The sequence below is a fragment of the Campylobacter concisus genome (assembly GCF_015230015.1).
Lineage (GTDB): Bacteria > Campylobacterota > Campylobacteria > Campylobacterales > Campylobacteraceae > Campylobacter_A > Campylobacter_A concisus_AF.
Genome location: NZ_JAAKZC010000001.1, coordinates 199,915 through 224,890, shown reverse-complemented (window position 1 = coordinate 224,890; position 24,976 = coordinate 199,915). Strand labels below are relative to the sequence as shown.

At 41.2% G+C, this 24,976-nt stretch carries 23 protein-coding genes; 5 read left to right on the top strand and 18 right to left on the bottom strand.

Annotated elements, in window-relative coordinates:
* Positions 1 to 6: 6 nt before the first annotated feature.
* The 18 genes from nuoH to rpsU form a co-directional block, all read right to left on the bottom strand.
* Positions 7 to 1,002 (bottom strand): NADH-quinone oxidoreductase subunit NuoH, encoded by a 996-nt coding sequence (nuoH, locus tag G6W42_RS01120; RefSeq protein WP_194172614.1) that lies wholly within the window; start codon positions 1,000 to 1,002, stop codon positions 7 to 9.
* Entirely contained in the window at positions 995 to 3,295 is a 2,301-nt protein-coding gene (locus G6W42_RS01115; RefSeq protein WP_194172613.1) for an NADH-quinone oxidoreductase subunit G, read from the bottom strand. Before G6W42_RS01115 ends, nuoH begins: the two co-directional genes overlap by 8 nt.
* Positions 3,292 to 4,002 carry a hypothetical protein gene (locus tag G6W42_RS01110; RefSeq protein ID WP_194172612.1) on the bottom strand — a complete coding sequence of 237 codons (711 nt, stop codon included), beginning with the start codon at positions 4,000 to 4,002 and terminating at the stop codon, positions 3,292 to 3,294. Before G6W42_RS01110 ends, G6W42_RS01115 begins: the two co-directional genes overlap by 4 nt.
* Entirely contained in the window at positions 3,999 to 4,229 is a 231-nt protein-coding gene (locus G6W42_RS01105) for an NADH-ubiquinone oxidoreductase subunit E family protein (RefSeq protein WP_194172611.1), read from the bottom strand. Before G6W42_RS01105 ends, G6W42_RS01110 begins: the two co-directional genes overlap by 4 nt.
* On the bottom strand, positions 4,226 to 5,455 hold the full coding sequence (gene nuoD, locus G6W42_RS01100) for an NADH dehydrogenase (quinone) subunit D (RefSeq protein ID WP_194172610.1): 1,230 nt from the start codon (positions 5,453 to 5,455) through the stop codon (positions 4,226 to 4,228). Before nuoD ends, G6W42_RS01105 begins: the two co-directional genes overlap by 4 nt.
* Positions 5,452 to 6,216, bottom strand: coding sequence for an NADH-quinone oxidoreductase subunit C (locus tag G6W42_RS01095; protein WP_194172609.1), 765 nt, complete (start codon positions 6,214 to 6,216; stop codon positions 5,452 to 5,454). The genes nuoD and G6W42_RS01095 overlap by 4 nt, the downstream gene beginning before the upstream one ends.
* The gene (locus G6W42_RS01090; RefSeq protein WP_012001120.1) at positions 6,213 to 6,725 is read right to left on the bottom strand and encodes a NuoB/complex I 20 kDa subunit family protein; all 513 of its coding nucleotides are present in this window, start codon (positions 6,723 to 6,725) and stop codon (positions 6,213 to 6,215) included. The genes G6W42_RS01095 and G6W42_RS01090 overlap by 4 nt, the downstream gene beginning before the upstream one ends.
* The gene (locus tag G6W42_RS01085) at positions 6,707 to 7,096 is read right to left on the bottom strand and encodes an NAD(P)H-quinone oxidoreductase subunit 3 (protein WP_194172608.1); all 390 of its coding nucleotides are present in this window, start codon (positions 7,094 to 7,096) and stop codon (positions 6,707 to 6,709) included. Before G6W42_RS01085 ends, G6W42_RS01090 begins: the two co-directional genes overlap by 19 nt.
* A 106-nt stretch (positions 7,097 to 7,202) precedes the next feature.
* Positions 7,203 to 8,837, bottom strand: coding sequence for a multidrug ABC transporter permease/ATP-binding protein (locus G6W42_RS01080; RefSeq protein ID WP_194172607.1), 1,635 nt, complete (start codon positions 8,835 to 8,837; stop codon positions 7,203 to 7,205).
* A complete protein-coding gene (locus G6W42_RS01075) occupies positions 8,837 to 10,201 on the bottom strand; it encodes a coproporphyrinogen III oxidase family protein (protein WP_194172606.1) in 1,365 nt (454 codons plus the stop codon). Before G6W42_RS01075 ends, G6W42_RS01080 begins: the two co-directional genes overlap by 1 nt.
* 190 nt (positions 10,202 to 10,391) lie before the next feature.
* Entirely contained in the window at positions 10,392 to 11,708 is a 1,317-nt protein-coding gene (locus G6W42_RS01070; protein ID WP_194172605.1) for a hypothetical protein, read from the bottom strand.
* Between the two features lie 34 nt (positions 11,709 to 11,742).
* On the bottom strand, positions 11,743 to 12,534 hold the full coding sequence (locus G6W42_RS01065) for a DUF2314 domain-containing protein (RefSeq protein WP_194172604.1): 792 nt from the start codon (positions 12,532 to 12,534) through the stop codon (positions 11,743 to 11,745).
* Positions 12,535 to 12,884: 350 nt separating this feature from the next.
* On the bottom strand, positions 12,885 to 13,382 hold the full coding sequence (locus tag G6W42_RS01060) for a YajQ family cyclic di-GMP-binding protein (RefSeq protein ID WP_103558229.1): 498 nt from the start codon (positions 13,380 to 13,382) through the stop codon (positions 12,885 to 12,887).
* Between the two features lie 3 nt (positions 13,383 to 13,385).
* The gene (locus G6W42_RS01055; protein WP_194172603.1) at positions 13,386 to 14,315 is read right to left on the bottom strand and encodes a D-2-hydroxyacid dehydrogenase; all 930 of its coding nucleotides are present in this window, start codon (positions 14,313 to 14,315) and stop codon (positions 13,386 to 13,388) included.
* 2 nt (positions 14,316 to 14,317) lie between these two features.
* On the bottom strand, positions 14,318 to 15,499 hold the full coding sequence (locus tag G6W42_RS01050) for a glutathionylspermidine synthase family protein (RefSeq protein ID WP_194172602.1): 1,182 nt from the start codon (positions 15,497 to 15,499) through the stop codon (positions 14,318 to 14,320).
* A 2-nt stretch (positions 15,500 to 15,501) separates the two neighbouring features.
* On the bottom strand, positions 15,502 to 16,119 hold the full coding sequence (locus tag G6W42_RS01045) for a UPF0323 family lipoprotein (protein WP_103607312.1): 618 nt from the start codon (positions 16,117 to 16,119) through the stop codon (positions 15,502 to 15,504).
* Positions 16,116 to 16,748 carry a DNA-binding protein gene (locus G6W42_RS01040; RefSeq protein ID WP_194172601.1) on the bottom strand — a complete coding sequence of 211 codons (633 nt, stop codon included), beginning with the start codon at positions 16,746 to 16,748 and terminating at the stop codon, positions 16,116 to 16,118. Before G6W42_RS01040 ends, G6W42_RS01045 begins: the two co-directional genes overlap by 4 nt.
* 103 nt (positions 16,749 to 16,851) lie before the next feature.
* Positions 16,852 to 17,064, bottom strand: coding sequence for a 30S ribosomal protein S21 (rpsU, locus tag G6W42_RS01035; RefSeq protein WP_009294994.1), 213 nt, complete (start codon positions 17,062 to 17,064; stop codon positions 16,852 to 16,854).
* A 139-nt stretch (positions 17,065 to 17,203) separates the two neighbouring features.
* On the opposite strand from rpsU, the gene ccoG reads away from it, so the two are divergent.
* From ccoG to G6W42_RS01010, 5 genes are all read left to right on the top strand, one after another.
* On the top strand, positions 17,204 to 18,529 hold the full coding sequence (gene ccoG / locus G6W42_RS01030; protein WP_194171278.1) for a cytochrome c oxidase accessory protein CcoG: 1,326 nt from the start codon (positions 17,204 to 17,206) through the stop codon (positions 18,527 to 18,529).
* A 30-nt stretch (positions 18,530 to 18,559) separates the two neighbouring features.
* Entirely contained in the window at positions 18,560 to 19,186 is a 627-nt protein-coding gene (locus tag G6W42_RS01025) for a TetR/AcrR family transcriptional regulator (protein ID WP_103614160.1), read from the top strand.
* Positions 19,187 to 19,293: 107 nt separating this feature from the next.
* Positions 19,294 to 20,454, top strand: a complete 1,161-nt coding sequence (locus G6W42_RS01020; RefSeq protein ID WP_194172600.1) for an efflux RND transporter periplasmic adaptor subunit — start codon at positions 19,294 to 19,296, stop codon at positions 20,452 to 20,454.
* 10 nt (positions 20,455 to 20,464) lie between these two features.
* A complete protein-coding gene (locus G6W42_RS01015) occupies positions 20,465 to 23,590 on the top strand; it encodes an efflux RND transporter permease subunit (RefSeq protein WP_194172599.1) in 3,126 nt (1,041 codons plus the stop codon).
* Positions 23,580 to 24,962 (top strand): efflux transporter outer membrane subunit, encoded by a 1,383-nt coding sequence (locus G6W42_RS01010; RefSeq protein WP_194172598.1) that lies wholly within the window; start codon positions 23,580 to 23,582, stop codon positions 24,960 to 24,962. Before G6W42_RS01015 ends, G6W42_RS01010 begins: the two co-directional genes overlap by 11 nt.
* Positions 24,963 to 24,976: the final 14 nt, after the last annotated feature.

The following is a 24,976-nucleotide window of genomic DNA, read 5'->3' as shown; positions in this document are numbered from 1 at the left end:
TACGCCTTAGATAAGTAGTGCAAAGCCGGTGATTACGACATTTAAGATGCCAAGCGGAAGTAAAATTTTCCAGCAAAGCATGCTAAGCTGATCGACCCTTAGATGCGGCCACGACGCCCTCGTCCAGAGAAAAAAGAAAAAGACTAGGCTTGATTTTAAAATGATCATCAAAGCGCCTGGGATAAATAAAAACTCATTAAAACCACCTAAAAATAGAAGCGTGATGATGATGCTTGCTGCGATCATGTTTGTGTATTCGCCGATGAAAAACATCGCCCACCTCATGCCGCTATACTCGGTGCCGTAACCTGCTACGATCTCGGTCTCGTTTTCTGTTAAGCAAAATGGCGTTCTGTTGCACTCCACAAAGCTTGCCATCACGAAAAGCACGAAGGCAAGGGGCTGCTTGAAAATAAGCCAGTTAAAGATGCCTTTTTGGTAGTTGTTTATATCAACTAACGAGAGTGAGCTAGTCACCATGACAACGCTTAAAAGCGCCATGCCAGCGACCACTTCGAAGCTAAGAAGCGATACGACTGCACGAGCGGCGCTGATTAGTGCAAATTTATTGTAGCTTGCAAGGCCTGCTGCAAGTGGCGAAAAGACGCAAACCGCTGCCACGCCAGCGATATATAAAACGCCCACGTTTATGTCAGCAAGTATCGGTCTAATCGTATGTCCAAAAACCTCAAACTCAGGCAAAAATGGCACTGGCGCAAGCGCTGCAAATGCCGCGATAGCAGAGATGAGAGGCGCGATAAGAAATATAAATTTATTTGCATTTGCTGGGAGGATATCCTCTTTTGTAAAGAGCTTTATCATGTCAGCCACGATCTGAAGCACGCCAGCAGGCCCCACCATATCAGGCCCAACGCGACGCTGCATGTAGGCAAGCACCTTTCTTTCAGCATAAGTCGCAAGTCCTGCAAGGCTAGCCATGACGGCCAAGATGACGACTGCTTTAACAATAGTTGTTATCACGAAAAATAGCATTTCACTCATTCTCTGCCTTTATTATTTTTACGCTTGCGTAGCTCTTGCGCTCAAAAATGGCGCTTACATCAATCTTATCATCGTAGTCGCCAAGATAGGCTGCCACGCCACCTAGCTCGCTATCAAGCTCCACGCAAATGGCAAGCTTTTGCCCATTTTTTTCTAAAATAACCGCTTCATTTTGTGAAATTTCAAATTTAGCCATAAACTCGCTACTTGCGTAAAGTTTCGCGCATTTAGCAGTTTGTGTAGCGTAGTTTGCAAAAAATGAAGGCAAATTTATAGGATTTGCAAGGCTTATAAGTGCTTCGTCTTCTTTTAAATTTAGCTCATTTTTCTCTTTAAAAAGTGGCTCCACATCATCATTTGGCGTGAAATTTGAAATTTCAAGCTTATAGCCTCTGTGGCTTGTGCCGTCATTTGCGTAAAAATTTTCTAAATCATCAAATTTAACGCCCTTATAGCCCTTCTCTTTTGGCAGCTCTGCTGTGTAGTCGATCGTATTTTTAGCCACCAGTCCAAGCGCATTTGCGATATCGTTTAAGAAGTAGCCGCCATGTGTCAAAGCCGCATTTGTCGGCACTACTTCGTTATTTATGCTTGTAAATGTGCCCTCTTGCTGATTTAGCGCACCAGCGTCAAGATCGCCCTCGAAAATGCTAAATTTAAACTCGCCCATTTCATTGTATCCTAGCGTCTTGCCAGGCTTTCTCTCGCGTGAAAGCGTGCAAATTTTAGCAACGCCAAGCGAGTTTGTGCGTGGTGGTATGAGCATCACACGAAACGGCGTAGCTCTTGCGATCACTCCAGCAAGGGCAGCTAGTAAATTTGCATTTTCATGAGCGTAAAAGTCACTACCCAAAATGAGCGTAAATTTAGCCTTACCCTCACTCAAAGTGGCTACTTCTAAGCCAAAGTTTTCATCAAATTTTTCAACTCTTTCTTTAAGCTCGCTAGGCAAATTTTCACTCCAGTTTTTAAGCACAAATAGCAAAATTTGCTCCAATTTGCCAGCCTCATAACTCACACAGGCGAAATTCTTTGAAAATTTCTTTACCACCTCATCAGCGATGTGATGAAAGTAAATTCCACTAGCTTTATTCATCTTAAGGGCGTTATTTAGCTTATAGCTTGTAACTGGGCTCTCGTGGCGCAAGAAGCTACCAACTGTGATCACAAAGTCGCTATTTTTTAGGCTCTCATAGTCTGCGTTATATGAGCTAAGACCGCTAAATTCGCTAAAAACATTTAAGAAATTTTGAAATTTAAAAGCCTCATCGTTTAGTAAATTTAGATCAAATTTCTCTCTCAAGCGCTCCAAAATAAGCGCCTCCTCGTTTGTTATGAAGCTATTAAATTTTATATTTTTTATGTTGCCGTTTTTAAAATTTGAGATGAGCTCGTTAAATTTGACCTCATTTTTACGGGCATTTTCGTTGTGAAAGTCATAGGCAAACCTAGCAGCTCCACTTATCTCACCAAAATGAAAATCATTGCTGACCCTATAAATTTGCTTGCTTCTATCGCTAGTGCTTTTTTCTTTTACGTCATAAAAAATGAGCTCGCAGTCGCTTTGGTGCGGATTTGCCGCTGGGACACGGCTTAGCTCCCAGACATTTGAGCTATACTGAAAATTTGAGCTAACAAGCGCTCCAACAGGGCAGACGCTGATGCACTCACCGCAAAACGAACACTCTAAATTTTCGCCAGCGCTTGGGCCAATTAAGCTCTTTTGCATCTTGCTAAATACGGCGTAGGCATCTTTTGGCATGCTATCTTTTAGCTCTTTTGGCACTTCAACGCCCCTTGGCACCGTCTTTAAGGCACTCTCGCCGATCTTATCTTTACAAACCGTCACGCACCTCTCGCAGACCACGCAAAGAGCTGGGTCGTAGTTTATTAGCCCCCATTTTTTGTGTGGTTTGTGCGTGTCAGTGATGGCAAAATTTTGCTCTTTTACATTTAAAATAGTTGTTAAATTTTGTAGCTCACACTCGCCACTCTTGTCGCAAACACCGCATTGAAGGGGGTGATTGACGCAGTAGGTCTGCATGATCGCATTTCGCTCGGCAGCGATCTCTGGCGTATTTGTGTAAATTTGCATATCCTCTTTGGCTTTGGCGTTGCAGCTATAGACCACTTTGCCGTTTGCCTCGACCATGCAAAGCCTGCAAGCAAGCGTTGGCGAACAGCCGCTAAGGTAGCAAAGCGCAGGGATGTAGATGCCATTTGCCCTTGCGATATTTAGGATACTCTCGCCCTCGTTTGTCTCTAAAATTTGATCGTTTATAGTGATTTTCATTTGCTAACTACTACTTGTTTAAATGCATATCCATCAAAATTTTTTGCGCCAAGCACGGCAACCGTGCCTTTTAGCGTTGGATCAAGCTTAAATTTAGCCCTCACGCTAAAGTCTTTTGCCCTTAAATTTAAAATTTCTCCGTCCTTTGCCTTTGCCACTATGCCAAACTGCACGCCACCAACGATCTCGTCGCTTGCGTTTTTGTTTAGATAGATGACGGCTCCATCAAAGTTGTCAAGCTCTCTTAGCTCGCCCACTTCGGCACCTGCTGCAAATTCTTTCACTTCGCCACCTGCCAAGACGACATTTTTGCCTAAAATTTCAAGTAGCCAAAAGATCGCCTCTTTGTCTGGATGAGCAAAGAGTGAGTCGTCAATGATGATGTTTTTAACATCCTTTATCCACTCGCCAAGCTCCTCAAACTCCTCCTCGCCCACGTTACACTCACCACTTATCAGCCCGTCATCAAGCTCGTCAAAAAACTCATTTTGCACCAAATTTGCATACTTGCAAAGAAGCGCTAAGACGTAGCTGATCGATCCTATCTCGCAGCGGATCAAATTTTTACTGCCAAGCTCGTTATCTTCAAAGCATGAGATGTATTTAAACTCGTGCTCTTTTATCTTTTTTGCTAAATTTTTGTCGCTCAAACTTAGTAAATTTGCGATACTTAGGCTCTTGCCTGCTATTAGATCATTAAATTTCATATCTTGCCCTTTTTTATCGTTAATGCCCAATCAACTTGGTTAAATTTAAGCGAGTTCATCACCTCACAGTTTAGGTTATAAGCCAAATTTACGGCCTTTGTTACACCGCTGTAATCTCCTATCTCAAACAAAAATATCACCACTTCGCTTGGCTCGCTCGCCTTTATCTGCTGCCCAAGAGTGCTCAAAAACTCGCCCTTTAGATGCCTAAGATCGACCCTTCTCATCTATCAACCTCACCTAAGATGATATTTGTACTGCCTATTATCGCGGCCACGTCTGCCACATACTGCCCAACTAGCAGATCTTCATAAATGGCACAGTGCCAAAAGCTTGGCGTGCGAATTTTTAGGCGGTACGGGCTTGCGCTACCGTCTGAGTTTATATAAATTCCAAGCTCGCCCTTTGGTGACTCACTAGCAAAGTAAATTTCGCCCTTTGGTGGCTTTAGCCCCTGAGTTATCAGCACAAAATGCTGCATTAGTGAGTAGTTTTGGCTCATTATCTGTTCTTTTGAAGCACTCACGTACTCTGGTGCGTCGGCGATGATGGCAGGGCTGCTGGTCTGATACTTGCTAACGCACTGCTTTAAAATTTTCACGCACTCGCGCATCTCTTTCATATAAAGCAGGTATCTTGCGTAGCAGTCGCCCTTGGTGGCGTAAGGCACGTCAAATTCTAGCTCGTCGTAGATGAGATATGGCTCTTCTTTTCTTATATCACGTGCTACGCCACTAGCTCTTAGCATGACGCCAGAACAGCCGCTACTAAGGGCTAGCTCTTTACTAACTACGCCCACATCTACAAGCCTTGCTTGCCAAATTCTATTTTCACTTAGCAGATCTTCATAAAGCGTGATGTCGCTTGGAAATTTCTCACAAAATTTAAGCAGCTCCTCACACCAGCCATCAGGCAGATCAAGCGGCACACCACCGATCCTTATCGAGCTATGTGTTAGCCTTGCGCCGCAGTATTTTTCTATGAGATCAAGGACGTATTCACGCTCTCTAAATGCGTATAAAAAGACGCTCATAGCGCCCACGTCAAGGGCGTGCGTAGCTAAAAATAAAAGGTGCGAGCTGATGCGGTTTAGCTCTAAAAGCATAACTCTAATGATCTGCGCACGGCGAGGCACTTCTATGGCGCAAAGCTTCTCCACAGCCGCGCAAAATGCGTAGTTATTCGCACTTGAGGCGATGTAATCGATCCTGTCAGTTACTGGGATAAATTCCTGATAGGTCATATTTTCAGCCATCTTTTCAACACCTCGGTGCATAAAGCCAACCTCTGGCATAGCTCGCACGACCTTTTCGCCGTCAAGCTCAAGCACAAGCTTTAGCTGACCATGTGCGCTTGGGTGCTGTGGGCCAAAATTTAGTATCATCTTGCCGTCATTTTGCTCAAATTCTAAATTTTCAAAAAATGGTTTTAAGCGGTTTGGTGCTTGGCTCAAGGTCTTTCCTTTACTATCTGGCTATCTTTAAATTTAGCTTTTTTGACAAATTTCACGCCGCCTTCTTCTTGATATTCGTAGTCTTCATTTTCATCAAATACACGTGAAAATCCAAAGGTATCTTTCTCATCCACATAGGCAGGATCACGGTTCTCTTCGCCGATCTGCTCTCTAAACTCAGCGCCAAAAATTTTATCCACCTCGTACCATTTAGCAGCCTCGTCGCCAACTAGCGGATAGCTCTTTAGCAGTGGGTGTGAGTGCCAGTCATCAGGCATTATTAGGCGCTTTAAATTTGGATGATCTTTTAATAAAACACCGCTTAGATCATACATCTCACGCTCCGCCCAGTTTGCGCTTTTATAAAGCTCGCAAACGCTTTTTAGCATTTCGTCCTTTTCGACAAAGCACTTTACACGTGCGCGCCTATTTTTAGTGATGCTAAGAAGCTGATAAAATACCTCATATCCGCCCCTTTTTGCTATAAAATCAACCGCCGCAAGCTCACAAAGCTGCTCGTAGCCAAAGCCTTTTAACGCCTCAAGAGTTTTAAAATTTTCACTAGAATTTACATATAAAACAAGCTGGTCAAACTCTACGTAGCTAGATAAAATTTGCACTCCGCTTTGCTCTAAAATGGCTAGCTCTTCGTCAAATTTAGAACCTTTTGCTGCTTCTTTTGGCGTCTGCTTGGCGATATAAAATTTCTCGCTGTAGTACTGCTTTTTTTGCAGGTCGTTTTTTGGCTTATACTCTCTCATATCTCAAGCTTTCTTGGCTTTTGCGCCCTAAATGCACTTTGTTTTCTTATCTTTTTTTGAAGCATCATAAGTGCGTACTGAAGCGTTTCTGGGCGAGGCGCACAGCCTGGGATGTAGATATCAACAGGTATTATGCGGTCTACGCCTTGAACGGTTGAATAGGTGTTAAACATGCCCCCAGTGTTTGCACAGCTACCCATCGAGATGACCCACTTTGGCTCAGGCATCTGATCGTAAAGGCGCCTTGTAAATTCAGCGTGCTTTTTAGTTAGCGTGCCAGCTATGATCATCACCTCAGAGTGCCTTGGGCTAGCCCTAAAAATGGTGCCAAACCTGTCAAAGTCATATCTGCTAGCACCACTTGCCATCATCTCGATCGCACAGCAAGCAAGCCCATAGCTAAGCGCCCATAGCGAGTTGCTCCTGCCCCACTGCACGAGCTTATCAACGGTTGTCAAAACTACTGGCAGGCCGCCATTTGCAGCGTAGTTTATCTGATGCTTTGCCATTTAAAGACTCCTTTTTGCCAAGCGTAGGCAAAGCCGATGAGTAAGATCACTACAAAAAGTAGCATCTCGATAAGCCCAAATAGCCCAAGCAGCCTAAAATCCACCGCCCACGGATACATAAAGATGACCTCAACGTCAAATAAAATAAATAAAATTCCATAAAAAAAGTAGTGGATATTTATTTTATTTGGCTGTTTTACTGTTGTCGGTCCGCACTCGTAAAAGCCTACTTTTAGGCGCTCGGTGTTGCGGTTGGCTAGCTTTTTGCTTATCTTTGAAGATAAAAATGTTATCAAGCTAAACGAACAAGTAGCTAACAAAAGTATGATAAAAGCGCCAAGATAGGTGCTGCCAAGCTCTGAGTGTGACATACTTCGCCTTTTTTAATTTTTCAAAATTCTACTAAATTTAAATTTATTTGAGCTTGAAATAGCTCAAGAGTAGTGATGTAAATCTCTTTTTGTGTAAAAAATACTCTTATTTTATCTTTTCGACGGCGTCTTTTGCAGCGCTAGCTCGCTCACTTTCATCAAGCTCACGCACAAAGCCATCTTTAACTAAAATGATCCTAGTTGCTACGTCAAAGTAGCTATCATCGTGGCTCACGGCAATGACGCTTATGCCCTTGCTTTGCAAAAATGGCAAAATTTCTTTGTAAAATTTACGCTTAAATAGTGGGTCTTGATCAGCCGCCCACTCATCAAGGATAAGGATAGAGCGGCGCTCTAAAATGGCTATTAGCAAGCTTAGTCGCTTTCGCTGACCAGTTGAGAGCTGCGTGGTGCTAAGTTTATTATCCACGATACTTACCTTTTTATCGATCTCAAGCAGCACCAAAAGCTCTTCTATATCGCTTTGGCTGGCAAAACCATCACGAGAGAGCGTCTGTGAAAATAGATAAAAATCAGCAAAAATAGCGCTTATCTTTGCCTGATAGCTTTGTAAATTTGCCTCATCTATCTTTATGCTATCAAGGTAAATTTCGCCGCTGCTTGGGCGAAGAAGACCGCAGAGTAAATTTATAAGCGTGCTTTTGCCACTGCCATTTTTACCGATGATAAATGTTATCTCGCCGCGTTTGATCTCTAAATTTACATCTTTTAGGCTAAATTTGCCCTGCTCGTAGCTAAAATTTACATCTTTTAGCCTGATGCTTTGCCACTCATCGCTTAGGCTATCATCAAATTTAAAGCCCTCTTTGAAATCATTTAAATTTAAGTTCATTATCTTCTCTAAGCTCACTTTTGCGCTAAGTGCGGCTGGTATGGAGCCAACCATACTCATAAATGAGCCTCTTAAAAATAGTATCGTAAGGCTGATACTTAGCGCCGTTTGCAGGCTTGCCCAGCCAAATGCCACGCACAAAAATACGCAAAGTCCGACCGCGCCAAGAAGCATTACATTTGTGAAATTATCACTTAGTGCGTGATAAACGTCTGCTTTTACCATGCTTTGGCGCTTTTTATCACCTGTTAAATTTAGCTCATCAAAGCAGACACTTGCTCTTGATCTGTTTAGGCTAAGCTCCCTGTGCCCCTCTACGATGTCGTCATAGTTCTTTTGCAGCGCGTCATCTTGCGTTCTGGACTCTTTAAAGTAAAGGTGTATCTTTTTCATCAAAAACGTGTTTATAACGAGTGTTGCGCCGATCCAAACGGCGCTAAATATAAAAACCTTTGGCGCGATGTAGGCTAGATAAAAGCTGGCACAGATGATGAAAACTAGGCTTTGTATGAAGCCAGTAGCACTCATAAAGGCAAAAGTAATCGTCTTTATGTCGTTGTTTAGGCTGGCTATGATCTTTGCCTTGCCGATCTCGTTTATCACGCTATTTGGCGTGTCTAAAATTTGCTTTACGCTTTGATATCTAAGCTCGTAGATAAATTTATGTCCGAAATTTGTAAGCGAGATATTTGCGGCGATGGCGCTTATGAAAAATAAGATCAAGATAGCTATAAATTTAACCGCCACAAAAGCGTCAAATTCTTTTAAATTTACAAGTTCGTTGTTGATAAAAGAGAGCGTCCAAACGCCAAGCCCACTAAAGGCAAGCGTCAGGATCACTATTTTGATTATTGAAAAAAGATTGCTTTTTATTAAATTCGCAAGCATTACATCGCAACGCGTGGCTGAATGATGTTTTGATCAAATTTTTGCTCGGTATTTTCACTCATGATGTGAAGCACCTTGCTGCGTTTGATCTTCGCATCGTCCTTAAATATCGCGCGCACCTTATCCATGCCAGCGTAGAAGTCGCGCATGAGCACGACGCAGATATATTTGCCAAAAAATGTTGGCTTGATAACGCCATTTTCTTCGTAGATCGCATTTACAAGTTTTAGCAAGCTAAGCTCGACAAATAGGTCTTTGTTGATGTTTGCGTCGTTTTGCTCGTTGTAGGTTTTGATATCGACTGCGCCGTCAAAAAGCCTTGTTAAAAATGTATATTTTAGTCTCTCTTTTTTGCTAAATGCGCATTTTGCGATGACTGGGCTTTGTCTTGCTTTGACCTTTCTGCCGTAGTCAAGTAGGTTAAAGGCATTAATAACTAGCTCGCCGTCAAGAAAGCTAAATGCCCCACTACCAACGCCCACATACTCTAAATTTGAGCCTACATATTCGTCGCGAAGGTCTGCGCTTTTTTCATTTGAAAATGCCCAGGCATTGCTTTGCCTGTAGCCACTCTTGGCAAATTCGCTCACGATGATCTCATAAAATTCGCGCTCATTATCAACGTTTGAGACGCCAAGTGCGCGAGCGATGTTCTCTCTTGTTAGCTCTGATTTCATGAGCGGATAAAATGTGATTTGCTGCGGAGATATTGATTTTGCGACATTTATGTCGTTTATTAGCTGCTCTTTTGTTTGATTTGGCAGGTTAAAGATGAGATCAAGGCTGATAACTGGGATCTTGCCAAGAGCCTGCTCTATCTTTCTTTTTGTCTCCTCAGCCGAGCCAAATTTATCATATCTGCCAACCCTTTTTAAAGTCTCATCATCAAAGCTTTGCACGCCAACGCTTAAACGGTCGATGAGCCCATCAAAGCGGCTCAGGCTCTCTGGTGAGATGTGATTTGGGTCGCTCTCGGCTGAGACGTCCTCTATGCTAAAGAGCTCTTTTGCTAGTTTTAGCGTTTCTTCAAGCTCTGGCTCATTTATAAGCGTCGTGCCACCGCCCACGTAAAGCGATGTAAAGTCAAATCCAGCCTCTTTTATCTGCCTCATCTCCTCGCGTAAATTTTCAAAGTAAATTTTCGCAAGCTCCTGCTCGTAGTGGTACTTATGAAACGAGCAATACGGGCAAAATGTGTGACAAAACGGCACATGAGCGTAGAGCATGTACTTTTTGTCTTTTTTTGGAGTTTTGGTGTAAGTCGTGTTTAAAATGTCTATGTTAAATTCGTTATATAGCGATTTTTGTATAGAATTATGAGCGTAATTTACAGCAAAACTCTCAACAATATTTTTAAAAATCATAATTAATCGCCTTAAATAAGTTAATTTTAATTTAATCCATTAGGATAGCCAAATTTTAATAAATTTAGCCTTGCATTAACGTAAATTTTGAGTAAAAAATGCAATCATTTTTTAAATTTTCTATTTTTACAAACCTGCGATTTTTACATATCTAGCTCGCTTTTACTCTATAAATTTAAGCTTAGCCTACTTACTCTTTAACCCTTGAAATGATCTTGCTTGAGTCAAGCTCAAATTTCTCTCCGTCTTTTGCCTGCAAATAGTAAAATTTACCGATATTGCAAAGCGACTTTATGCCATAAATTTTAACCGCTTTCTCATCTATCTCGCAAGGCATTTGCTCTTTGCCTTTTGCCTCACAAAGTGAGCTTGGTAGTGCCTTTAATGCACTTTTATCTACAAGTAAAAATTTATAATCCACATCGCCTATATTAAAGGACTTTGCTGTGTATTTGATAAACAAAAGCGAGTTTGAAAGGATCATAAGCGAGAGTGCAGCGTAGAAAACAAATGAAAAATCCCTTGTCTCTTTAATGCTCGCAACGCCCAGCATTAAAGAGAGCATCAACGAGCAAAATAGCATCCAAAGTGCTAAGAATCCGCCATTTTTTAAAACAACGACTGAAATGATAAAGAGCAAAAGCATGGTAAGCGATAAAAGATAGATGATTAAATTTGGTCTATCTTTAAAGAAAACTGCTAAATTTACCCCAGTGTAAGATAGCAAAAATAGCGATAAAATAGCGCCCCAGCCGTAGTTTAGCCTGAAAGCAGCAAAGGCCAAAATAGCAAAGGAGACGAGCGTTAAAATGTAGATGAAATTTGAATTATAAAAAAATAGAAATTTTGGCTTTTTAAATTTATACTTTTTATCGTCGTTTTGATACAAAAATGAGACAAAAACGAGGAGCAATATCTCAAAAACGGTGACAAATGCAGTCGCACAAAAGAGCAAAATGCCCGTAAATATCATCTGTGAGCTATCTAAACTTGGAAAATATCCTATCTCAAAGCCAAAATATAAAAAGTAGCAAAGCACGCTGATGATAGGCACGATGAAATTTGAGTGTTTAAAGAAATTTGTGACACACTCTTTTATGAAATTTGCCTTTAAATTTGCCGAGTGCTCACCCAAATGGCTCTCGAAAAAGGAGTTTAAAAGTAGCTCATTTTTGACATTTTCAAGCTCCTCTGGCTCTCTTGAGAGCACCCTTTTATAAATTTCATAGTTTTTTTCATCAAAGTCTTTTGTGATCTCATCTTTGATATCCAAAATAACAAGAGTGATCTGCTCTTTTATCTCGCCGAGCCTTTTTGAAACTTCAGCAAAATTTGTCCTATTTAGCCTATCAAAAAGGTCGTTTTCTTCATTTAAAAGTGCGATCAAACGCGCTTGTTTGCTGCTTCTTATCTCGCAGTTTGAAAAATTTGCCTTTAAGAAATTTACAAATTTTTTAGCGTTTTTAACGCTCTCATCTTTTTCATCTAAAATGTCTTTGTAGCTCAAAATTTTATCCACCCTATTAAATTTATAAATTTAACTATCTAAGCACCTTTGCGATGTGCTCCCAGCCCAAATTCTCAGCAAATTCAGCCGCTGTTTTGCCACTTTTTGTTCGGGCATTTTTATCAGCGCCGTATTTTAGCAAGAGATTTACAAGGTTTAAATTTCCAGCGATAGCCTCGTGGTGAAGCTGCGTATATCCAAACTCATCAGCATCTGTGGCTATGCTTGGGTGCTCTTTTACGTAGTTTTCAAACTGCTCGGTCATATTTTTACTCATCGGATGTTCTATCAAATTTTCTGGGTGCTCTTTTTGCTCAAAAACTACCAAAATATCGTTAAAATCGCCAAAATCAAGTCCCCAAGCCGCGTCATGCTCGGCTAGCTCATCTTTTTGCATGCGTGAACGCATCGCCTGCACGCTAAATCCGCCGTAAGCGCGCCCGCCAATGGCAAAGAGCCAGTCGCTCATCTCATCTATCTTTGCGCTTACTTGATCGCCAACTTTTACGTTTTGCACGGTGTCTGGCTCATTTACAAGCGTGCCATAGATCGTTTCGCCGTCAAATTCTACGTCGTTTATCCACATGTGCTCGCCCACCTCTTCGCCGTTTATGGTGTCAAGAAAGCAAATTTTTACCATCGCATAATCAAGCCCTGGCACGATCCTGCGGCGCTCCCAGTAAAGCTCACGCCAAAAATATCTAAAGCTCTCACGAGCTTGCTCAAATGCGCGCTGCATGTAGTCTTCGTCGCTGCTTACAAAATAGATCGGCATCTGCTCGCCAAGGTCTATTTGCTTGCCAAAAATTTTCTTAAAAAAGCCCATTTTTTACCCTTTTTTAGAATTTAGATAGATCAAATTTAAATAAAACGATAAGGCGAAATTCGCCCAGAAATACGCCAAATTTACCCCAGTAACCTGCTAAATTTAAACATGAAAACCATGCGAAATTTCGCAAATTTAGCCCAAAATCCTGTAAAATTTTAAATACAAAAGCCACATAGTTATTTCGCAAAATTAGGCGAGGCGATTTAAATTTTTGTGACGGGAGTTACCGAGTTGGTAATGACCGAGCAAAAATTTGAATCAACGACGCATAATAAAGCGAAAATATGCGATATAGCCTGCGGAGCGAAAGTTTTTCTAGCTCATTTAAAGGCACTCACGAGAAGCCATTATTTTAAGTTTTTAAAGCTTATCGGAAGCTCTAAATTTAACCCCCTAACGAGCTTTATACACTCTTGCAGATCGTCTATGCTTTTGCTTGTCACCCTGATCTCTTCGCCCCTGACCTGCGCGCTCACCTTGATCTTTGAGTCTTTGATCGCTTTGGTGATCTTTTTTGAGTTTTCGCCATCAAGCGTGTCGTTTAACTTTAGCGTCGCTTTTAAATTTCCGCCACTAGCTGGCTCTCTTTTTGTCTCGGTGATCGCAACTGGTGGGATGTTGCGCTTGATGAGCTTTGAGATGACGATGTCTTTTAGCGCGTCGATCTTGTTGTCACTTGAGCTAAGAAGCGTGATAAATTTCTCTTTTTCATTTAGCTCTACCTCAGCCGCAAGCCCCTTAAAGTCATACCTTGCTGCGATCTCTTTTTTGGCCGTTTCAAGAGCGTTTTTAACCTCCATCATATCGACCTCAGCACTTATATCAAAGCTGTGTTCGCTTGCCATTTTCTATCCTTTTATAAATTCTTCTATATTTTTAACTATGAGCGAGATTAGCCGTTTTCTAGCCTCCAAGCTGCCCCATGCTACGTGCGGCGTGATGAGTAGATTTGACTTCTTTTTTACATTTAAAAATGGGCTATTTTCGCTCATTGGCTCGCTCTCTAAAACATCCGTGCCAAAGCGTAAATTTCTCTCATCTATCGCCCTTGCCATCGCCGCTTCGTCCACTATGCCGCCACGTCCTAAATTTAGCACTATCGCATCATCTTTTAGCAAATTTATCTCGTTTGCGCCTAGTAAATTTCTAGTTTTTTCATTTAGCGGTGCGTGGATGCTGATGATGTCACTGCCTCTTAGTAGCTCGTCTAAGCTTTTTTGCTTAAATTCACTATTGTTATTCGCTCCGCTTGTCGAGTAGTAGCTCACATTTGCGCCAAATGCACGTGCGACTGCCGCCACGCCACGCCCTATCTCGCCAAGGCCGATGATGCCAAATTCTTTGCCAGCGATCTCGCTGATATCTGCACCAAGATAGGTGAAAATTTCACTCTTCACCCACTCACCACTTTTTACGTATTCATCATAAAATTTGGTGCGATTTGTTAGCTCAAAAAGCAAGGCAAATGTGTGCTGAACGACGCTTGCGGTCGAGTAACCAGCGACATTTTTTACAGCTATATTTTTAGCCTTCGCGTGCTCAATATCTACATTGTTCATACCAGTTGCGCTTATGCAGATAAGCTTTAAATTTGTCGCGTCCATCACGGCTTTGTCGATGACGACCTTGTTTGTGATGACGATATCAACGCCCTTTAGACGTGGCACGACCTCATTGCTTTTGGTTTTTTGATAGCTGATAAACTCGCCAAATTTCTTAAAAACACTAAGATCAACGTTTTCGCCAAGCGTGGCCGCGTCTAAACAAACGATCTTCATCTTTAGTCCTTAATGAAATGTCCTACAAATTTAGAGTAGTTATCTAAAATTTTACCGCCCTTTCTATATCCAAGCGCGCATGCCTCATAAGCGTAAAATACGCCAGCTTGGTAGCTCTCGCCTCTCTCATCTTGATTAAACTCGTAAAATTCTTGATAGATCGCTTTGTTTGAGTCGTATTCGCCATCATTACTTGCTATTTGTGCGCCGTTTTCATCGTGTATCGAGACGTTTGCGCCTTCTCTGCCAAATACCGGCTTTTTCACATATTTTTTGCCTTTTAGCGGCTCGTTTGAGGTTTCAAGCAAGAGCGGGTGATTAGGATATAGATCCCAAAGGATTTTTAAAATCCCCTTGCTTTGGAAAAGCAGCGTGTAGGCTGGATTTATGATGATAGCTTTTTGATTTTTGACGATGTTTGAGAGTATGAGTGCTAGCTCGCCCTCATCGATCGCTATGCTCTCCCAAGGCACGAGCTTAAACCAGTACTCGAAATTTTCATCGCCTTTAAAAATTCCCTCATTATCGTCAAAAACGACCTCATCAACGTAGGCAAAGTCTGTTTTAAAGCCAGCCTCTTTTGCGATGTATTGCAGTAGTTTTACGGTCTGCTCGTCCTCGATACTGCCTGCGATACTGCTAAATAGTATCCCCCAGCCCTCGTAAAGCTCGTCAAAGTCGGCATCCTCGTCGCCAAGCGTGATAAGGCGTTTGAAATTTTGCTTTAGCGACTCGTAAAGGTCGTTAAACTGGGCTGCTTCGTCCATGTGATTTAGCTTTAGCATCGCCCACTGGATGATCGCGGTCTCAAAGACTGCCGTTGGCGTGTCGGCGTTAAACTCGATGAGCTTTATAGGCTTGCCATCAAGCCCACCCGCTAGGTCAAATCTGCCGTAAAGGTGCCAATGAACGTCATTTTCCCAGCTATTTTTTATGATATCAACAAGGTTAAATGGTATGCCTATCTCGTGAAAGAGGTTGTTGTCTATGACGTGCTGAGCGGCATTTACATACATATCATATAGCTCATTTGCAGCCTCATAGTAGGCATTTGCCTCTTTTTCGCTTACTTGCACGATCTCATCAGCGATATATGAGCTATTATCGTTATCTGTATGCCACGCAAAGCCTATTTTCTCCATAAATTCGTTGTTTAACGGGGTGATTTTTCTTAAATTTATCATTTTCAGCCTCCAAAGCTTGATGAGCTAGAGCCTGACTTTGAGCCACCACCAAAAAACCCACTCTTTCCACCACTGCTTCTTGCTGCAGAATTTGCCGCTTTTTGCTTGTTAAAGCTATCGACACTTCTTGTGTAAGCACTTGGATTTTTATATGTGCTTTGGCGATTTGCTTGGAAATTTTGATTACCAAAAAGCTTACTGCCTATCCAGCTACCAAGTATCGCGCCAGCTGCTGAGGCAAGGATCGTCTCGCCAAGACTTAGTCCGCCGCTACTTAGCTGTGCGTCGCTCGTTCTTGTCAAATTTGAAGTGTTATTGTCGATCTTTGCGTTTGCTTGCGCTAGAAGCTTGTCGATCTCATCTTTGCTTAGCACGCGCTCAGTGCCGTTTATATCTTTTAGCACGACCCTAGTTTCGGTGCTTGGGTACTCTTCTAAAATTTTATAAACGCCAGGTGCGCTCTCTTCGATGATGACAAAGGCACCGTTTTTTTGCGCAACTTCATTTAGTGCGTTTTCATTGCCGCCATCGTCGCTTCCGCAACCTGCAAGTCCAGCCATGATAATGGCACCAAATCCCCCAACCGCAGCATAAGTTGCTATTTTTTTGATGTGTTTCATATCTCTCCTATCAACTCTTTTAAATTTTTATGTCTTCTAACAAGTATCACGCCGCGTTTAAATTTGATAAATTTGGAGTGATGTATCGCTTTTATTATCTTTTCACTGATCTTTTTTGTCGCTTTTGGTTTTAAATTTAACTCCTTTAGATATTCGCTTAAATTTATCCATTTTGACTCGTCCTCTATCTGCGCATCTATCGCCACTTCGCTTGCGGCACTTTCGTTTTTAGGCGCTAAAAGTGGTCTTTGCATAGCATTTAGAAACTGCATGAGTTTCTCGTCTCTGTCCTTGTAAATTTGCAAAATTTCATTTTTACGCTCGATGAGCATCTGCTCTTTTTCTTTAAAAAGCCTATCTTTATCGGCTTGCAAATTTAAATTTAAGCTCTTTAGCTCATTTAGCTCATTTAGCAAATAGCTTACAAACTCGTCGTTTTGGGATTTAGTTTTTGTGCTTTTTGGGGCGGTTTTTGTGGGTTTTTCACTGCTTGACTCCTCGTCAAGGATGACAAATTTAGTGCCATTTTCAATGACTGTTTTTAACGAGCCTCGGCGAATTCTATTATAGACTGCTTCTTTTGTTATGCCTAAAATTTCTGCAGCTTCATTTACAGCTAGCTTTTGCATCGGATTTCCGTTTAAAATAAAATAAAAAAATTGCTTTGATTATAAAAAAATAAGGCTAAAAGAAGAGTTAAACAAAGAGAGCAAAGCTCCCTTTGTCTTGGTTTTAGAGTCTTGACTCGTAGCGTCTAAGCATATAAAGACGTTTAAGCATTTTCTTGCGAGCAGCAATTTTTTGTTTCTTGCGGATCTCAGTTTTAGGCTCAAAAAAGCGTCTAGCTCTTGCTTCAGTAACGACTAAGTTACGGTCAGTTTGTTTTTTAAACTTTCTGTAACCCTCGTCAAATGACTCGTTAGGATGTACCTTAATACCAGGCAACGTCCTCACCACCTTTCAGATTAAAATAAGCCGTGAGTATAGTTTAACTTTCATAAATTTAAGCTTTTAGGCAAAATTATTTAATGCACTTTTAATGCCCCAAAGCCTATAATCAACAAAATTTTAAAAAAGGTTTATTATGTCGAAAAATTTAAATTTTAGCTACGCCAAGAGGCGTTACATTTTTTTTGCCTGTATCACGCTATTTGTCTTTATTTTGCCATTTATCAGGATAAATGACGCGCAACTATTTTTGCTAAGTTTTGATAAGAGCAGGGTTGATCTATTTTTTACAAAATTTGACATGCAAGAGCTATATTTGCTGCCGTTTTTGTTTATCACTTTGTTTTTGACTATATTTTTTCTAACGACGCTTGCAGGGCGCATCTGGTGTGGCTGGAGCTGTCCGCAGACCATTTTTAGAACGCTCTTTCGTGACCTTTTGCAGACTAAAATTTTAAAGATCCGAAAAAATATCCAAAATAAACAAAATGAGCCGCAAGGTCAAATTTTTAAGCGTGCATTAGCAGTTGGAATTTGGTGCGTTTTAGCACTTATCATAGCTGCAAATTTCTTGTGGTTTTTTGTGCCACCGCTTGATTTTTTTGCTTATCTAAATGATGCAAGCGAACATAAAATTTTACTTGCATTTTGGCTTAGCATCGCTGCTTGGCTAGTCTATGACGTGGTCATTTTAAAAGAAAATTTCTGCGTCTATGTCTGCCCGTATGCGAGGGTGCAGTCAGTTATGTTTGACAGCGACACGATACAAGTTATCTACAATCAAAAACGAGGCGGCGTCATATATGATGGCAAAGAGAAATTTAAAAAGCCAAAAGAAGATGGCGCGCTTTGCACTGGTTGCGAGGCCTGCGTGAGGATATGTCCGACGCATATAGATATAAGAAAGGGCATGCAGCTTGAGTGCATAAACTGCCTTGAATGTAGCGATGCGTGCGCTAAAGTGATGGGGCATTTTAACGAAAGCTCGCTCATCGAGTGGAGAAGTATAAATTCTCAAAATGAAAATAAAAAGGTGAAAATTTTTAGATTTAGAACGGTTGCTTATCTTGTCATTTTGTGCGTAGTTTTGGTAGCTGCGGCGCTGATGAGTGGCAAAAAAGAGAGCATGCTTTTAAATATAAATAGGACAAGCGAGCTTTACAAGGTTTTAGATCAAGGTGAGGTTGAAAATTCTTACGTTTTTTTAGTACAAAATACCCAAAGCAAGGATCATAAATTTTACTTTGAGATAGATGATAAAAGTATAGAAATTTCTCGTCCAAATAAGCCCTTTACGCTAAAAGCTGGTGCAAAACAAAAGGTCATCGTCACGCTAAAATCAAAAAATGAAAACACGAGCGAAAAAGATCTTTTAAAACATATAAATATAAGAGCTTACGCCACTGACGAGCCAACTATCAACGTGCAAAGAGCCAGCACCTTTATCTATCCTAAAAGATGATAAAATGGCGAAAATTTAGCGGGAAGTGAAATGGCGATCTCAGAAAAAGGCAAAAAACGATACGAACTCATCGTAAAAACAGCGCTTGAGCTATTTTTAAAAAATGGCTACGAAAAGACTAGCCTTAGCGATATCGTGGCGATAAGTGGCGGCTCGCTTGCTAGCATTTACACATTTTTTGAGAGCAAAGAGGGGCTTTTTCAAGCGATCATCGAGCAAGAGATAGATGCGCTTATAAAAGAGGTCGATGAGAGGATAGATCTCAAAATTTCTCACAGCTTGGAGGAGTTTTTAACCAAATTTGCAACCATTATTTTTTCTATCATCTGCACCAAGAAAAATATCTCACTTGGTAGGATAATGATAAGCGAGAGCTCTAAAAATGGTGGCAAACTTGGCAGGGTATTTTTAGATCAAATTTTAAATAGGATCGACCTTGTGCTTATAAATTTCTTTGAAAGAGATGAGATAAAAGCACAGCTTAATCCAAAATTTCCAGCCAAATTTGCCGCAAAATGCTTTATAGAAAATGTAAAGGGGTCACATTACTACAACGCCCTCATATTAGACGAAGAGCCAAAACTAAGTAAAAAAGAGCGTGAAGAGCATGTTGCTTTGTGTGTTGAGCTATTTTTAAATGGCATTATTAAAAAGTAAAATTGACTTTTAATTTATATTTAGTTATAGTCAGTGACTTTTAAAATTTGTAATGAAAATTACAAAACTAAAATTGGGATTAAAATTTAAAATTAAGAGAGGTTTTTATGTTGAAATTTAAAAGTTTTTTTGTGCTTTCAGCTGCCGTTTTTTTGCTTTCTGGCTGCTTTGAAAGTGGCGACAAAAAGGCTGCTGCAGGCCGTCAAATGCCACCATCTCACGTTGATATTTTCGTTGCACAAAAAGCAGATGTGCCTATTAGCTTTGACTACACGGCCACAGTTACTAGCAACCAAGATGTCATCATCTATCCAAAGGTTGGCGGCACGATCATAAAGCAGTTTTTTAAGCCAGGCGATAAGGTAAAGGCTGGAGATAAGCTATTTTTGATAGATCCAGAAAAATATCAAGCTAGCTTTGACTCGCTTGACGCAGCTGTTGGCGTGGCAAATGCAAATTTAAAAAATGCGCAGACTGAGTTTAAAAGAATTTCTGCTCTATATAAGAAAAATGCAGTCTCTCAAAAAGACTACGACGCAGCCGTTGCAGCTTATGACATCGCAAATGCAACTTTAGTAAGCGCAAAAGCAACTTTAAAAAATGCCAAGATCGATCTTGGCTATACAACTATCACGGCTCCATTTGACGGCGTTGTTGGCGATAATAAAGTAGATGTTGGCTCACTTGTAACAGCAAGCCAAACCCAGCTTGTAAGGCTAACAAAGATAAATCCGATCGAGGCTGACTTTTACATAGCAGACGTTGATAATCTAAGCAGAAAAGCAAATTTAGATAACGGCGCTTGGCAGCAACTAAATAGCGAGGCTGTCTTAAATTTAAACAATGAAAATTTCACTGGCAAAGTGACATTTATAGACAACGTCGTAAATACCGCGACTGGCAGCGTTTTGGCAAAGGCCAGCTTTGATAACAGCGAAGGTAAAATTTTACCAGGTGCGTTTGGCCATATAAAGATGAGCGGATTTGTGCAAAAAAATGCCTTTAATATCCCACAAGTTGCCCTTCAACAAAGCGCTACAAACACTTATGTTTTAGTCGTAAAAGATGGCAAAGTAAGCCAAAAAAATGTAAAAACTAGCTACCAAACAAAAGATATGGTCGTAGTGACTGAGGGCCTTGAAGAGGGCGATAAGATCATCGTAAATAACTTCCTTAAAATAGGCGTTGGCGCACCAGTTGAAACTGATAAAGACCTAAGTGCAGAATTTATAAATGGCAAAGATGCAAACGCTACAAAAAGCAAGTAAAGGCAGATAGATGTTTTCAAGATTTTTCATAAACCGCCCGATATTTGCAACCGTTATATCTATCATCATAGTTATAGCAGGTCTTATGGGTATCAAAGGGCTTCCGATAGAGGAATATCCAAGTCTTACTCCGCCTACTGTCTCTGTAACTGCGACATATAGCGGTGCTGATGCGCAGACTATCGCCGACTCAGTCGCAAGTGCGATCGAAGATCAGATAAATGGTGTTGAAAATATGCTCTATATGCAAAGCACGTCAAGCTCTGCTGGTACGATGAATATAAGCGTATATTTTAAGATCGGATCATCAGCAAAACAAGCTACGATAGACGTAAATAACCGCGTCCAAGCTGCCCTTTCAAGGCTACCTCAAGAGGTGCAAAATATGGGCGTAACGGTGCGTGAAAGAAGTGGTTCGATCCTTCAAGTAGTTGGCTTTACAAATCCAAATATGAACCAAGTTGAGCTATATAACTATGTAAATTTAAACATTGCTGACGAGATCAAAAGGGTAAATGGTATCGGCGATACAGTACTAATTGGCAACAAAGAGTACTCGATGAGAATTTGGCTAAAGCCAGACAGACTTGCTCAATTTAAACTAACTCCAAGCGACGTCATCTCTCAAGTAAAAATTCAAAACTCACAATACGCCGCTGGTAAGATCGGCGAGCAGCCATCAAAGGGTGAAAATCCTTATGTTTATTCAGTAGTTTCTGAAGGACGTTTTAAAGATCCAAAGCAGTTTGACGAAATTTTGATAAAGAGTGAAGATGGCACCGTGGTAAAACTAAAAGAGGTCGCCACAGTTGAGCTTGGAGCTGCTAGCTACGCATCTGAAGCTATGCTAAATGGCAAACCAGCAGTGCCACTTTTACTATTTTTACAAAACGATGCAAACGCACTTGCAACTGCTGAAGCGGTCAAAGCAAAGCTTGAAGAGCTAAAGAAAACCTATCCAGTTGGACTAGAGCACACCATAGCCTACAACCCAACTGAATTTATCACCGTCTCAATAGACGAAGTTATAAAAACTTTCATAGAAGCGATGGTACTAGTTCTTATCGTAATGTACTTCTTCTTAAAGAGCTTTAGAGCTACCATCATACCAATGCTTGCCGTTCCAGTCTCTATAATAGGCACATTTGGCGGTCTTTATGTTATGGGCTTTAGTATAAATTTGATCACACTTTTTGCCTTGATTTTAGCCATCGGTATCGTCGTAGATGACGCGATCATCGTTATAGAAAACGTTGAGAGAATTTTGCATGAAGATAAAGAAATAAGCGTAAAAGACGCCACGTTTAAGGCGATGGAGGAGGTACAAACCCCAGTAATCTCTATCGTGCTCGTGCTTTGCGCGGTTTTCGTGCCAGTTTCATTTATGGAGGGCTTTGTAGGCGTTATACAAAAGCAGTTTGCGCTAACACTTGTTGTTGCTGTTTGTATCTCAGGCTTTGTCGCTCTTACTCTTACGCCAGCACTTTGTGCGGTTATGCTTAAAAGGCAAGAGAGCAAGCCATTTTGGATAGTTCAGAAATTTAACGACTTCTTTGATTTTAGTACTAAAATTTTCACAGCAGGCGTGGCAAAAATTTTAAAACACGTCATCATTAGCTTTATAGTCATTGGCATAATGGGATTTGCTACGTATGGCCTTTTTCAAAAAGTGCCAAAAGGGCTTGTGCCTTCAGAAGATAAGGGCGCTTTGATGGTTATCACCTCGCTTCCACCTTCAACAAATATGCTAAAGACCAAAGAAGAGGTAAAATCTATTAGTAACGCCATTTTGAGCAACCCAAATGTCGAATTTACCATGGGATTTGCAGGCTATGATATGCTAGCTAGCTCACTTAGAGAAAACTCGGCCATCAGCTTTGTCAAGCTAAAAGACTGGAACGAAAGAAAAGGTGCAACGGACGGTGCAGATGCCTTAGTAGGTCAGTTTAACGGCATGCTTTGGGGTTCAAAAAACTCAATGACTTTTGTCGTAAATGTGCCACCTATCATGGGTCTATCAATGACTGGCGGCTTTGAGATGTATCTACAAAATAAGAGCGGCAAGAGCTACAACGAGATAGAAGCGGATGCTAGAAAGGTAACTGCAGCTGCAAACGCAAGACCTGAGCTAACTGGCGTAAGAACGACGCTTGAGACAAACTACCGCCAGTTTAAGATCACGGTTGATAAAGAAAAAGCAAGGCTATTTGGCGTAAGCGAGAGCGAAATTTTTAGCACGATAGCAGCTAGCTTTGGCTCTTACTACATAAACGACTTCAACCTTGCGGGTAAATCATACCGCGTATATGCAAGGGCAAGCGATAACTTTAGAAACAACCCCGAGGATCTAAGAAAAATTTTCGTCCGCTCAAAAGATGGCGGCATGGTGCCACTAAATTCGGTCGTAACGCTTACAAGATCGATCGGACCTGATATCGTTGATAGATTTAACCTCTTTCCAGCAGCTAAGATCATGGGCGATCCAAAACCTGGCTACACATCAGGCGATGCGATAAGAGCGATACAAGAGGTCGTAAATGACACACTAAGCAGCGATGAGTACGCTATAAGCTGGGCTGGAACAGCATATCAAGAGGTAAATTCTCAAGGAACAGGCACAGTCGCCTTTATCTTTGGTATGGTCTTTGTCTTTTTGATCCTTGCGGCTCAGTACGAAAGATGGCTCATCCCGCTTGCAGTCATCACTGCCGTGCCGTTTGCGGTATTTGGCTCGTTGCTAGCTGTTTGGATAAGAGGGCTGACAAACGATATCTACTTTGAGATCGGACTCTTGTTACTCATCGGCCTAGCGGCCAAAAACGCCATTTTGATCGTAGAATTTGCTATGCAAGAGCGCGAGAGCGGTAAGAGTATATTTGACGCAGCGATAAACGCGGCCAAACTTCGCTTTAGACCAATTGTAATGACTTCGATCGCATTTACTCTAGGTGTTTTCCCAATGGTTATAAGCACAGGCGCAGGCGCTGCATCTCGCCACTCACTAGGAACTGGCGTGGTTGGCGGTATGATCGCTTCTACTACGATAGCGATATTTTTCGTGCCGTTGTTTTACTATTTGCTTGAAAATTTAAATGAAAAATACTGGAAAAAGGGAGCAAAAAAAGATGAGAAATAAGGCGTTTATACTTATAACAGCGGCGTTTTTGGCTGGTTGCTCGTTTCGCCCAGATATGCCAAATGTGGATACAAATTTCACCTCAACATACACTTTCGAGACAAGCGACATAAGAGATCTTTGGTGGAAAGAATTTCACGATGAAAATTTAAATTCTCTAGTCGAAAGCGCACTTGAGAAAAATACAAATTTACGCATTGCATATTTAAATTTACAAAAAGCAAAAGCAAGCCTTGGTATTGCTGAGGCTGATTTGCTGCCAGGGGTAAATTTAAATGTAAGTTATACCAAGGCAAAGACCAGTGGTGAAACTTACACTGGGCAGCCTCAAACACGCTATAGAAGCTCGAGCATAAATTTAGGACTAAACTACGAGATAGATCTCTGGGGCAGAGTAAGAAATAGCGTGCTTGCAGCTAATGAAAATTTAAATGCGAGCAAATTTGACTATGATAGCGCCAGACTAAGCCTTAGCTCAAGTGTGGCAAAAAGCTACTTTGCTCTAGTATCGCTAAACATGCAAGAAGCGGTGCTAAAAGAGACTCTAAAAACCTACGAAGATACGTTAGCACTTCGCAAGACGCAGCTTGATCTTGGTGGCATAAATGAGATGACCTATCTGCAAAGCAAGGCTGAAGTAGAGAGGGCGAAGACTAGCCTAACTTCAGTGCTAAACTCAAAGTCGCAAGCGCTTACTTCGCTAGCCATCCTAACTGGAAAAAGCAATGATGAAATTTTAAAAGGAGCTGTTGCTAGTGCGCAAAATTTACCAAGTTCGCCTGAGATAAAGGCTGGCATCAGCTCAGATGTCTTGCTTAGAAGAAGCGATGTGGCAAAGGCGCTAGCAGATCTAAAAGCTACAAATGCTCTTGTGGGCGTGGCAAAAGCTGATTATTTTCCTACGATCTCACTTACTGGACTTTTAGGCTTTACGAGTGTTGATTTTGAAAATATATTTGTAGGAAATGCCAATACTTGGAATATAGGTGGCTCTTTAGCTCAAAAGATATTTGACTATGGCAGGACAAAAAACAATGTCCGAGTTGCTGAGACAAACGAGCAAATCGCGGCCGTCACTTATGAAGCGACTGTCAGATCGGCCCTTGGTGAGGTTAGAGATGCCCTTATATCAAGGCAAAACGCAAAGCTCTCTTTGGATCAGGTAAAAAATTTGCTACAATCGCAGCAAAAAATTTATTCGCTTGCTAAAGATCAGTATAACGCTGGCTATATCGGTCACTTAGAGCTTCTTGATGCACAGAGGAATTTGCTTCAAGCAAAGCTTCAAGATATCTCAGCTAAGCTTGATGAGGTAGATAGCGCGGTTGAAGTTTATAGAGCACTTGGCGGCGGATTTAAGGTAGATAAATAAACTCAAAAAGGAGA

Coding starts and splice junctions, on each gene's coding strand:
- G6W42_RS01040 (WP_194172601.1), bottom strand. CDS start 16,748: ATGCAAAAGCTAGCTGTAAATGAAGCTGCAGAAATTTTAGGCATAACA.
- G6W42_RS01085 (WP_194172608.1), bottom strand. CDS start 7,096: ATGTCACACTCAGAGCTTGGCAGCACCTATCTTGGCGCTTTTATCATA.
- G6W42_RS01025 (WP_103614160.1), top strand. CDS start 18,560: ATGGCGATCTCAGAAAAAGGCAAAAAACGATACGAACTCATCGTAAAA.
- ccoG (WP_194171278.1), top strand. CDS start 17,204: ATGTCGAAAAATTTAAATTTTAGCTACGCCAAGAGGCGTTACATTTTT.
- G6W42_RS01090 (WP_012001120.1), bottom strand. CDS start 6,725: ATGGCAAAGCATCAGATAAACTACGCTGCAAATGGCGGCCTGCCAGTA.
- G6W42_RS01095 (WP_194172609.1), bottom strand. CDS start 6,216: ATGAGAGAGTATAAGCCAAAAAACGACCTGCAAAAAAAGCAGTACTAC.
- G6W42_RS01015 (WP_194172599.1), top strand. CDS start 20,465: ATGTTTTCAAGATTTTTCATAAACCGCCCGATATTTGCAACCGTTATA.
- G6W42_RS01080 (WP_194172607.1), bottom strand. CDS start 8,837: ATGCTTGCGAATTTAATAAAAAGCAATCTTTTTTCAATAATCAAAATA.
- nuoH (WP_194172614.1), bottom strand. CDS start 1,002: ATGAGTGAAATGCTATTTTTCGTGATAACAACTATTGTTAAAGCAGTC.
- G6W42_RS01045 (WP_103607312.1), bottom strand. CDS start 16,119: ATGAAACACATCAAAAAAATAGCAACTTATGCTGCGGTTGGGGGATTT.
- G6W42_RS01065 (WP_194172604.1), bottom strand. CDS start 12,534: ATGGGCTTTTTTAAGAAAATTTTTGGCAAGCAAATAGACCTTGGCGAG.
- G6W42_RS01105 (WP_194172611.1), bottom strand. CDS start 4,229: ATGAGAAGGGTCGATCTTAGGCATCTAAAGGGCGAGTTTTTGAGCACT.
- G6W42_RS01055 (WP_194172603.1), bottom strand. CDS start 14,315: ATGAAGATCGTTTGTTTAGACGCGGCCACGCTTGGCGAAAACGTTGAT.
- G6W42_RS01020 (WP_194172600.1), top strand. CDS start 19,294: ATGTTGAAATTTAAAAGTTTTTTTGTGCTTTCAGCTGCCGTTTTTTTG.
- G6W42_RS01110 (WP_194172612.1), bottom strand. CDS start 4,002: ATGAAATTTAATGATCTAATAGCAGGCAAGAGCCTAAGTATCGCAAAT.
- G6W42_RS01075 (WP_194172606.1), bottom strand. CDS start 10,201: ATGATTTTTAAAAATATTGTTGAGAGTTTTGCTGTAAATTACGCTCAT.
- G6W42_RS01060 (WP_103558229.1), bottom strand. CDS start 13,382: ATGGCAAGCGAACACAGCTTTGATATAAGTGCTGAGGTCGATATGATG.
- G6W42_RS01010 (WP_194172598.1), top strand. CDS start 23,580: ATGAGAAATAAGGCGTTTATACTTATAACAGCGGCGTTTTTGGCTGGT.
- G6W42_RS01050 (WP_194172602.1), bottom strand. CDS start 15,499: ATGATAAATTTAAGAAAAATCACCCCGTTAAACAACGAATTTATGGAG.
- G6W42_RS01115 (WP_194172613.1), bottom strand. CDS start 3,295: ATGAAAATCACTATAAACGATCAAATTTTAGAGACAAACGAGGGCGAG.